This window comes from Desulfobacter sp., assembly GCF_050177295.1.
In genome coordinates this window covers 1-8,598 of sequence record NZ_JBFXHE010000181.1, presented here as the reverse complement: position 1 = coordinate 8,598, position 8,598 = coordinate 1, and the positions used below count along the sequence as shown (strand labels likewise).

Here is an 8,598-nt window from a genome sequence, read left to right as displayed (position 1 = left end):
GAGGATACCGATGCTCTGGCCCACATCCCTTAAAAATACCCCCAAAGATGCCAGAATCCAGGAAAACCCAATGGTCAGGACAACAAGGGGCAGCAATACCAGAGGGATGAAGACAAGGGTCCAGTGCAAAAATCCGTTGAAGACGGCAAAGGCCGTCAAAAGAACCCCCATGCTGATAATGCAGTGAAACAGGGCTGCAAACATGGCCACCACCGGTAGTATCTCAATGGGAAACCGTACTTTTTTAACATAATTAACATTGGCGACAATCAACCCTGGTGCACGGTTAATGACTTCGTTAAAAAGATTCAGCACGATCAGGCCTGCAAACAGCAGCACTGCGAACTGGGTCTTGCTCTCATTCCCGCCCATTCCGCCCCATCGGGCCTTGAAGATCTCGGAAAAGACAAAGGTATAAATTGTGAGCATAAACACCGGAATGATAAAAGACCATGCCACCCCCAATGCAGAGCCTTTGTAACGGCCAATGACCTCCCGGGTAGCCATCTGCAGGATAAGCCCACGGTTTTGCAAAAGACTTTTACCCAGGGCTGAAAGGGAGGTTGTCTCGGGAGAATGGGGGTCGCAGCCCTGGTCCGAGGATTCTGTCATAAGTGATACTCCTTTGCGCATTTTGATGGGAAATACCAAACCCAACCAAAATGGGGCTTATACAAAAATTCCTTTTAAATAGCAATGAAAATCCAATTTTAGAAGTTCTTTCAATACGTTCTTGTGTCTTTTTTTATGGGATTATGGATTATATGGGTGGGAACTATTTTCTCTTGTGATTTCTGGCAAAAAAGATATTAATGGGTTCCAAATTGAACAAATGCGCGGACAAAAAGGTATATTCATGATCATCGGAAACGGACAATTGGCAAAAACATTCAAAGAAGACAGGTGCTTTTTTGATGATGTGGTGATTTTTGCAAGTGGGGTTACCAACTCCGATTGCAGGGATGATCAAGAGTTCAATCGGGAAAAAAAACTGCTTGAAAAAACCTTGGTTGAAAATAATGATAAAAGATTTGTATATTTCAGCAGTTGTGCTTTATCGGCAGAAGATTATGAAAAAAACGAATATTATCAGCATAAGCAGCACATGGAAGAGATCATAAGTGCAAATTCAAATAACTACCTGATCTTCAGAATTCCCCAACTTTTCGGAAATCTGATCAGTCATAAAACAATCATCAACTTTTTTTACAAATCCATCCAGCAGCAGCAGCAATTTACTATTTTTGCTGAAGCCTATCGGTATGTTATTGAGATAAATGATGTAAAGAAACTGGTCAAAGCATATCTTGAATTTTCAAACCAATGCAAAATCGTAGACCTGGCAAATCCTTATCGGTATAAGGTTTTTGATATTGTGAAAATATTGGAAAAACTGCTTAAAAAAAAAGCCATATATAGTATCCTTGAAAAAGAGGATCAGTACAGGCTTGATTTCTCGGAGATGGAAGATTTTATTAAAGCTCATTCCATCCATATGGCATTCGGGCCAGATTATTTATTTAACAAATTAAAAGAAAAGATAAAGTAAAAATCGTAATGATAAAAAATATTTTTTTAAGATTGCCGGGTATTGTGCTGAGACTTGGGTACATTCTTTACAAAGAAGGCCCACGCGCTGTCCTGTCAAAGATCAGGTCAAAGACAGGAAGAACAAAACAAGGCAAACAAAAATATGAAAAAGATAAAGAGACCGTCATACTGGTGAGTCATGAGTCATCGGCTACCGGCGCTCCGCTTTTGGGCCTAAATATTGCCCGGTCTTTAAATGAAAAATTTAATGTTATCAATATCGTACTCAGAAAATCCCATATCCATGGAATGTTTTTTGAAGACGCATTTTTAGTGATTGATGGTATGGGCATCCATATTCCTTTTGTCTTAAAATATCTATTCAAAACCTGTGTTAAAAAATATAATGTTAACTGCGTGATCTGCAATTCTGTGGTTACCTTTCCTGCTCTTAAAGCAGCAAATGAAGTCGGCATCCCCACCCTTTCTTTGGTTCATGAATTTGCAGAATATACAAAACCCGAAACCAGAATGCGTGACACCCTGTATCATGCCAACAAAGTTGTACTGCCTGCAACCATCATCAAAACCTCCATATTGGAACAATTAAACCAGACCTTTAATATAACCAAGCCTCCCATGAATATCGCTTTGCTGGCCCAGGGGAAATTAAAGTTTTTACCTGAATCCTACGGAGAAGATAGTACCCCAAAAGCGCTTTGTGAGAAGCTCAACATAGATAAAGATACAAAAGTGATCGTGGGTTCCGGTTATGTGGACATCAGAAAAGGGGTTGATCTTTTTTTATATACGGCCAGATACATAAAAAATCACTATAAGGGTAAATTAAAATTTGTCTGGGTGGGTGACGGATATAAGCCTGAGATTGATTTTACCTATTGTTTATGGCTTGAAAGGGAGATTAAATATTTAGGACTTGAATCGGATTTTGCTTTTTTGGCCCATCAAAAAAACCTTGATGCCATATTCTCTGTATCAGATATATTTTGCCTGACCTCACGGATGGATCCGTTTCCCAACGTGGTTATTGATGCCATGGAAGCAGATTTGCCCATTGCCTGTTTTAATGACACCACAGGATCAGTAGAATTTTTAAATAACAACAATGCAGAATCCGTCATTGCGGATTACCTGGATGTGCATGGCTTGGGTAAAATGATATCAGCCTATCTCAAGGGAGATATAAAAAGGGGAGTCAATCAAAAAATTGTCAAAGAGAAGTTAGATTTTGACATTTATATGGCCCGCCTGTTTGAGCTTATGGATGAGGTTGCTTTGGACCAGAAAGAGACTTTGGAAATCTTTGAAACCCTGAAAAAAAGCGATTCTATTGATATCAGGTTTTTCAGCCATGTCAAGAATAGGGATAAGTCACTTTTAAATTACATTAATATCTATAAAAAAAACCTCCTCCAACAAACCCATAATTTTAACCCCAGACCGGGCTTTTCAAATTTAAAATGGATGAAGGACAATCATAAAGAAAACAGTGTGCCTCTATTCAAGGCCTTGAAAAATAATACGTTAGCCACACACCAATGCAAGATTATCCCTTTTGAGCCCAAGGCTGGTATCTCATACCGGTATGCGGTTCACCTGCACCTTTTTTATGAAGATATTGGCAAAGAATTCTGCCGCTATTTTAAGAACCTGCCTGGCAAATTTGATCTGTTTATCACTGTGGTTGATGAAACCATCAGGGACAGAGTGTATCAGGCGTTTAAAGACTGTAATGCCAAGCATATTGAGGTTATTGTTGTTGAAAATATCGGCAGGGATATGGGGCCTTTGATATTTGATCTGAAGAAAAAAATATTAAAAGGCAATTATGAGGTTATCGGTCATTTTCACTCTAAAAAGTCACTTGATACGGATGCTGATATGGGTAACAGGTGGAGAAGATACCTGCTTGATAATCTTATCGGTACAAAGGATGATGCAAAGAGTGTATTAAGCCTGTTCAGTGATCCCAAAACCGGGCTGGTATTTCCTGACGATATGCATTATGTGGATATGGGAAAAAATAAAGACTTTATGGATGAACTGTGTAAGATGACAGGTATGAACCCCATTGAGGAAACACCTGTTTTCCCGGTGGGCAATATGTTCTGGGCAAGGACAGATTCCATAAAACAGCTGTTTGAACTTGATAAAGAAGCAATATTGGAAAAAGAGCCCCTTCCTTATGACGGCAGTTTTATGCATGCACTGGAGAGGTTCACCCCAAGCCTGGTTCAAAAAAATAAATTTACATATACAACCGTATATAAAAAAGGCACCAGATGGTAATTATTTTATCCCATACACCGGAACTTCAGCAATTCTCAGTGAATTTCAGAGTCCTTGATTTTAAAGGGAACCAAACATTTGAACTAAACCAGTGCCGCAGCATGAGCCAAAGATTTTATCTTGCCTAAGACCCAGTGAATGTTTTATAAACAGAAAATTTTTAATGGATATCAATAGGGTATTCTCCGGCAGGTTTTTGGGATGTCGGAAAATGATTTTTGTCCTGATTGTATCGGAACCAGCTCAGTAGCGGGGGGGGGATATCGTTTGAAACGAATCATAGTTATTTGCCTGTTTTTTGGAGTAATTGGTAGTTTGCCCGGGATGTGCCATGCCGGAACGGTGATGAACCTGTCAAAATGTCTGGAATACGGACTTGAAAACAGCCCGTCAGTAAAAGAGGCGGATTATGCGGTAGATGCCATGGAAGAGGGACGAAAGGCGGCCCGGGCGGATTTTATCCCCTCCCTGTCCTCTTCCTACGCTTTCAACCGGATTGAAAACGAAAGTTCCAAGTACGGCTACACCCCTGATACCGACTATCTGAACCAGTATATCCGGAATTTTTCAGTGACCCTTTCCCAGGTGCTGTACGCCGGTAACCGGGTGATCAACAATTACCAAAAGGCAAAACTGGATATCGAACGTAAAGAGGCAGACCGCAGGCTGGTCCGGCTGGAACTCTCCTATAATATCCAGGCCACATTTTTCCAGCTCATGGGCGCGAAACAGGATGTCCGCGTGGCTGAAGACTCAGTAACGCGCCTTGAAGAAGGGGAAAAGTCCGCCAAAGCCTACCTGGAAAAATCCCTGACTTCCTATGCGGAAGTCCTCAGTGCCCAGGTAGACCTGGCAGACGCCCGGCAGCAGTTGAGCCAGGCAATGAACAATGTGAACCGCAAGCGGGTGGCCTTGTTTTCCCTCATGAACCATCCGATATCCGGGGATGTGACCTTCGAGGGCGGGCTGGCCTTTTTCGGGGATGATAATCCTTCAGAATTTGAAAACTGCTGGGAGGTGGCCAGGGCAAACCGGCCTGACCTGGAAAGCCTGGCCAAGCAGGTGGCCATGAAGGAAAAAGACGCATCGGCCTCCCTGGGGGCCTATCTGCCCTTGGTCAGAATGAACCTGGGGTACAACGACATGAACCGGGACTATGATTCTATGTCAACCATTTCTTATGACCGGGACCAGAGAAACCGCTACTGGAGTGCCGGGGTGACCTGTTCCTGGGATATTTTTGACGGCGGCAGAAACTGGTACAACAGGAGTGCGAGCCTCAAGGAGGCTCAGCAGGTAAGCGAGAAGATCCAGCAGACCCAGCTGTCCATAAAGGAGGGGATCCGCAAGGCCCTTTTTTCCATAACAGAGGCCAAACTCCGGACCAAGGTGACCCAAAGGGCGGTGGATGCGGCAGAAGAGGGATACCAGGTTGAAAAACACAGACTCGAGGCAGGGCTGGCCACCTTTTCCAACCTTCTGGACGCCCAGTTCCGTCTGACCCGCGCCCAGAGCAACTATACCAAGGCAATGCTGGATTACCAGATGGGCCGGGCCGAGCTTGAATTCATGATGGGTGAGTCCGAAGAATAGGCGGCCCATGGCTTCCGAGACCATAGGGATTCTCCTGGGAGTCTATAACGGGACCCGGTTTATTGAAACCCAGATTCAAAGTTATCTGGGGCAGTCCCATGCCGACTGGCTGGTCCTGGCGCGTAATGACGGTTCAACCGACGACTCCGGCCGAATCCTGGCGCAGCATGCCCGCAACGACAGCCGGTTTCATGTTATGACGGATGACGGGAAAAATCTCGGGGTGATCCGGAATTTCTCTGCACTGATGGGGGCGGCCCTGGATACGGATTGCCGGTATTTCGCCTTCTCGGATCAGGATGACTTCTGGCATCCGGATAAACTTTCACGCCAGCTTCAGTGTATTCAGGATGCGGAAAAAGTCTCTCCGGGCAGCCCGGTCCTGGTCCATTCCGATGCCATGGTTGCAGATGCGCATTTGAAGGAGATCTCCCCCTCGTTCATGTCCTATCAGGGGATTGGACATCAAACGTCGGATCCCCTGAAGAATCTCCTGGTTCAGAATTTTGTCACCGGATGTACGGTGATGGTGAACCGCCGGCTGCTGGCGCTCGCATACCCTGTGCCCGGCACCGTGTTGATGCACGACTGGTGGCTGGCGCTCTGGGCAGCAGCCCTGGGACGGATTGAATTCATTGCCCGGCCCCTGATCCACTATCGCCAGCATGAAAACAACCAAATCGGGGCCAAGTCCATTGCCCGGCACCTGAATCCTTTTACAGGACGCTGGTTTCATCTCTGGAACTCCGGCCGGCGGTATCTGGCACAGTCCGTGACCCAGGCAGGTGATTTAGCCCGGCGCATGGAGGAACAGGATCTCAAGAGCCGCGACTTTGAACTTATCAGGGCCTATGCATCTCTTCTGGATCTGACCCCACTGCAGCGTATCCGGTTCCTGACCCGCCAGGGGATCGTTCCCCAGACCCTGTTGCGCCGCTGTCTGATGATCTCCAGGCTTTTCTTCATATGAGATCGGCAACCCAGCAGCCCGCTGCTTTGATTTAGGCCCAGGGTATGATATACGGTTACATCTGTCGTACAATGTGCAGATCATGAAATTCACAAGTGGATTATAACTATATGGAAACGATTCTGGTCACAGGCGGTTCCGGGTTTATCGGAACCAATTTTATTAAATTTGTCATGGAAAATCATCCCCGGTGGGCGGTGGTTAATCTGGACGCGCTCACCTATGCGGGAAATCCCGAAAACCACAGGGAACTGGAAAGGGATGACCGCTATACCTTTGTCCAGGGGAATATCGCGGATGCAGGCCTTCTGGAAAAACTCTTTGCGGCGCACCGCTTTTCAGGGGTGTTCCACTTTGCGGCGGAGACCCATGTGGACCGGTCCATTACCGGGCCGGAAGTTTTTTTAAACACCAATATCATAGGAACCTTCAAACTTCTGGAGGCAAGCCTTGCCCATGTCCGGTCCGTACCGGACGCCCCGTTCCGGTTCCTCCACGTCTCCACGGATGAGGTTTACGGCAGCCTGGGGTTTAAAGACCCGGCCTTTACGGAAACCACCCCTTATGATCCGTCAAGTCCCTATTCCGCGTCCAAGGCGTCCTCAGACCATTTTGTCAAGGCCTTTCACAGGACCTACGGCCTGGATGTGGTGGTGACCAACTGCTCCAATAACTACGGCCCGTATCAGTTTCCGGAAAAACTGATCCCCCTGGTCATTCTCAATATCCTGGACAACAAGCCCCTCCCGGTATATGGCAAAGGGGAGAATATCCGGGACTGGCTCTACGTGAAAGACCATTGCGACGCCCTGGTTCGGGTGTTTCTCAAAGGCACCTCCGGCGGAACCTATAACATCGGCGGCGGAGAGGAGAAAAACAACCTGGCGGTGGTCCGGGCCATCTGTGATCTAGTGGACAAAAGAACCGGCCGGAAAAGCAGCAGCCGTGAGTTGATCTCCTATGTTCAGGACCGGCCGGGCCATGATCTCAGGTACGCGATTGACTGCGCCAAGGCAGAACGCAGTGTGGGATTTAAGGCCCAGTATTCTTTTGAACAGGCATTAGCCGCCACCATAGACTGGTATCTGGATCATATGGACTGGGTCCGCTCGGTTCAGACCGGAGCGTACAGAAAATGGATTGAAACCCAGTACACCACCCGGGGGGTAAAATAATGAAAGGGATTATACTGGCCGGGGGATCCGGCACCCGGCTCTATCCGGTCACAAAGGTGACCAGCAAGCAGCTGCTGCCGGTATATGACAAGCCCATGATCTTCTATCCCCTGTCCGTCCTCATGCTGGCAGGGATAAGGGATATCCTGGTGATTTCAACACCGGCAGACCTGCCTAGATTCAGGGCGCTTCTGGAAGACGGATCACAGTGGGGGATCAATCTCTCCTACAAAGTCCAGCCCGAGCCGGGAGGTCTGGCCCAGGCCTTTCTCATCGGTGAGGCATTTATCGGCTCGGACAATGTCTGCCTGATCCTGGGGGATAACCTCTTTCACGGCCATGGCCTTTCAGAGCGTTTTCAGCGGGCTGCAGCCCGGAAAACCGGGGGAACAGTGTTCGGTTACCAGGTCAAGGATCCGGAACGGTACGGTGTGGTCTCATTTGACGAGGCCGGAAAAGCTGTGGATATTGAGGAGAAGCCCGAATGCCCCAAATCAAGCTATGCAGTCACAGGACTTTATTTTTACGACAATGATGTCATTAAAATCGCCAGGGGGTTGACGCCTTCCCCCAGGGGAGAACTGGAGATTACCGACGTGAACATGGCTTACCTGGAAAAAGGGAACCTTCACGTGGAAATCATGGGGCGGGGGACGGCCTGGCTGGACACCGGCACCCATGAGTCGCTTCTTGAGGCCTCTTCGTTTATCGAGACCATGGAGAAACGCCAGGGGTTGAAAGTGGCTTGCCTTGAGGAAATTGCCTACCGTATGGGGTATATTGACCAGGATCAGGTTCTGGCCATGGCCGAGCACTACAGCAAAACCGATTACGGAACCTATCTGAAGAACCTGTTCCGAAACCATCAAACCAGTTGAATAGGAAGGTGATAGCGATGTCTGCAGAAAAAAAAGCGACCCTGCTTTCGGCCGGGGGGGGGGCATGAAGGTGCTGATCGTGGGGAGCAACGGCCAGCTGGGCTGGGAGCTTCAGAGAACAATTCCCCAGGGCATGGACATT

7 protein-coding genes are annotated in these 8,598 nt (G+C 47.2%); 6 read left to right on the top strand and 1 reads right to left on the bottom strand.

Annotated elements, in window-relative coordinates; translation table 11 throughout:
- On the bottom strand, positions 1 to 612 hold a 612-nt coding region (locus tag AB7U36_RS13280), incomplete at its 3' end, for an ABC transporter permease (RefSeq protein ID WP_428160243.1).
- A 220-nt stretch (positions 613 to 832) separates the two neighbouring features.
- Here AB7U36_RS13280 and AB7U36_RS13275 point away from each other — a divergent pair.
- The 6 genes from AB7U36_RS13275 (at position 833) to rfbA (ending at position 8,456) form a co-directional block, all read left to right on the top strand.
- Complete coding sequence (locus AB7U36_RS13275) at positions 833 to 1,549, top strand: hypothetical protein (RefSeq protein WP_428160242.1); 717 nt, start codon at positions 833 to 835, stop codon at positions 1,547 to 1,549.
- A gap of 8 nt (positions 1,550 to 1,557) precedes the next feature.
- Positions 1,558 to 3,840 (top strand): rhamnan synthesis F family protein, encoded by a 2,283-nt coding sequence (locus AB7U36_RS13270; RefSeq protein ID WP_428160241.1) that lies wholly within the window; start codon positions 1,558 to 1,560, stop codon positions 3,838 to 3,840.
- A 345-nt stretch (positions 3,841 to 4,185) separates the two neighbouring features.
- Entirely contained in the window at positions 4,186 to 5,433 is a 1,248-nt protein-coding gene (locus tag AB7U36_RS13265; protein ID WP_428160240.1) for a TolC family protein, read from the top strand.
- A 7-nt stretch (positions 5,434 to 5,440) separates the two neighbouring features.
- The gene (locus AB7U36_RS13260) at positions 5,441 to 6,403 is read left to right on the top strand and encodes a glycosyltransferase family 2 protein (protein ID WP_428160239.1); all 963 of its coding nucleotides are present in this window, start codon (positions 5,441 to 5,443) and stop codon (positions 6,401 to 6,403) included.
- Between the two features lie 110 nt (positions 6,404 to 6,513).
- On the top strand, positions 6,514 to 7,578 hold the full coding sequence (gene rfbB, locus AB7U36_RS13255; protein WP_428160238.1) for a dTDP-glucose 4,6-dehydratase: 1,065 nt from the start codon (positions 6,514 to 6,516) through the stop codon (positions 7,576 to 7,578).
- Positions 7,578 to 8,456 (top strand): glucose-1-phosphate thymidylyltransferase RfbA, encoded by an 879-nt coding sequence (gene rfbA, locus AB7U36_RS13250; RefSeq protein WP_428160237.1) that lies wholly within the window; start codon positions 7,578 to 7,580, stop codon positions 8,454 to 8,456. The genes rfbB and rfbA overlap by 1 nt, the downstream gene beginning before the upstream one ends.
- Positions 8,457 to 8,598: the final 142 nt, after the last annotated feature.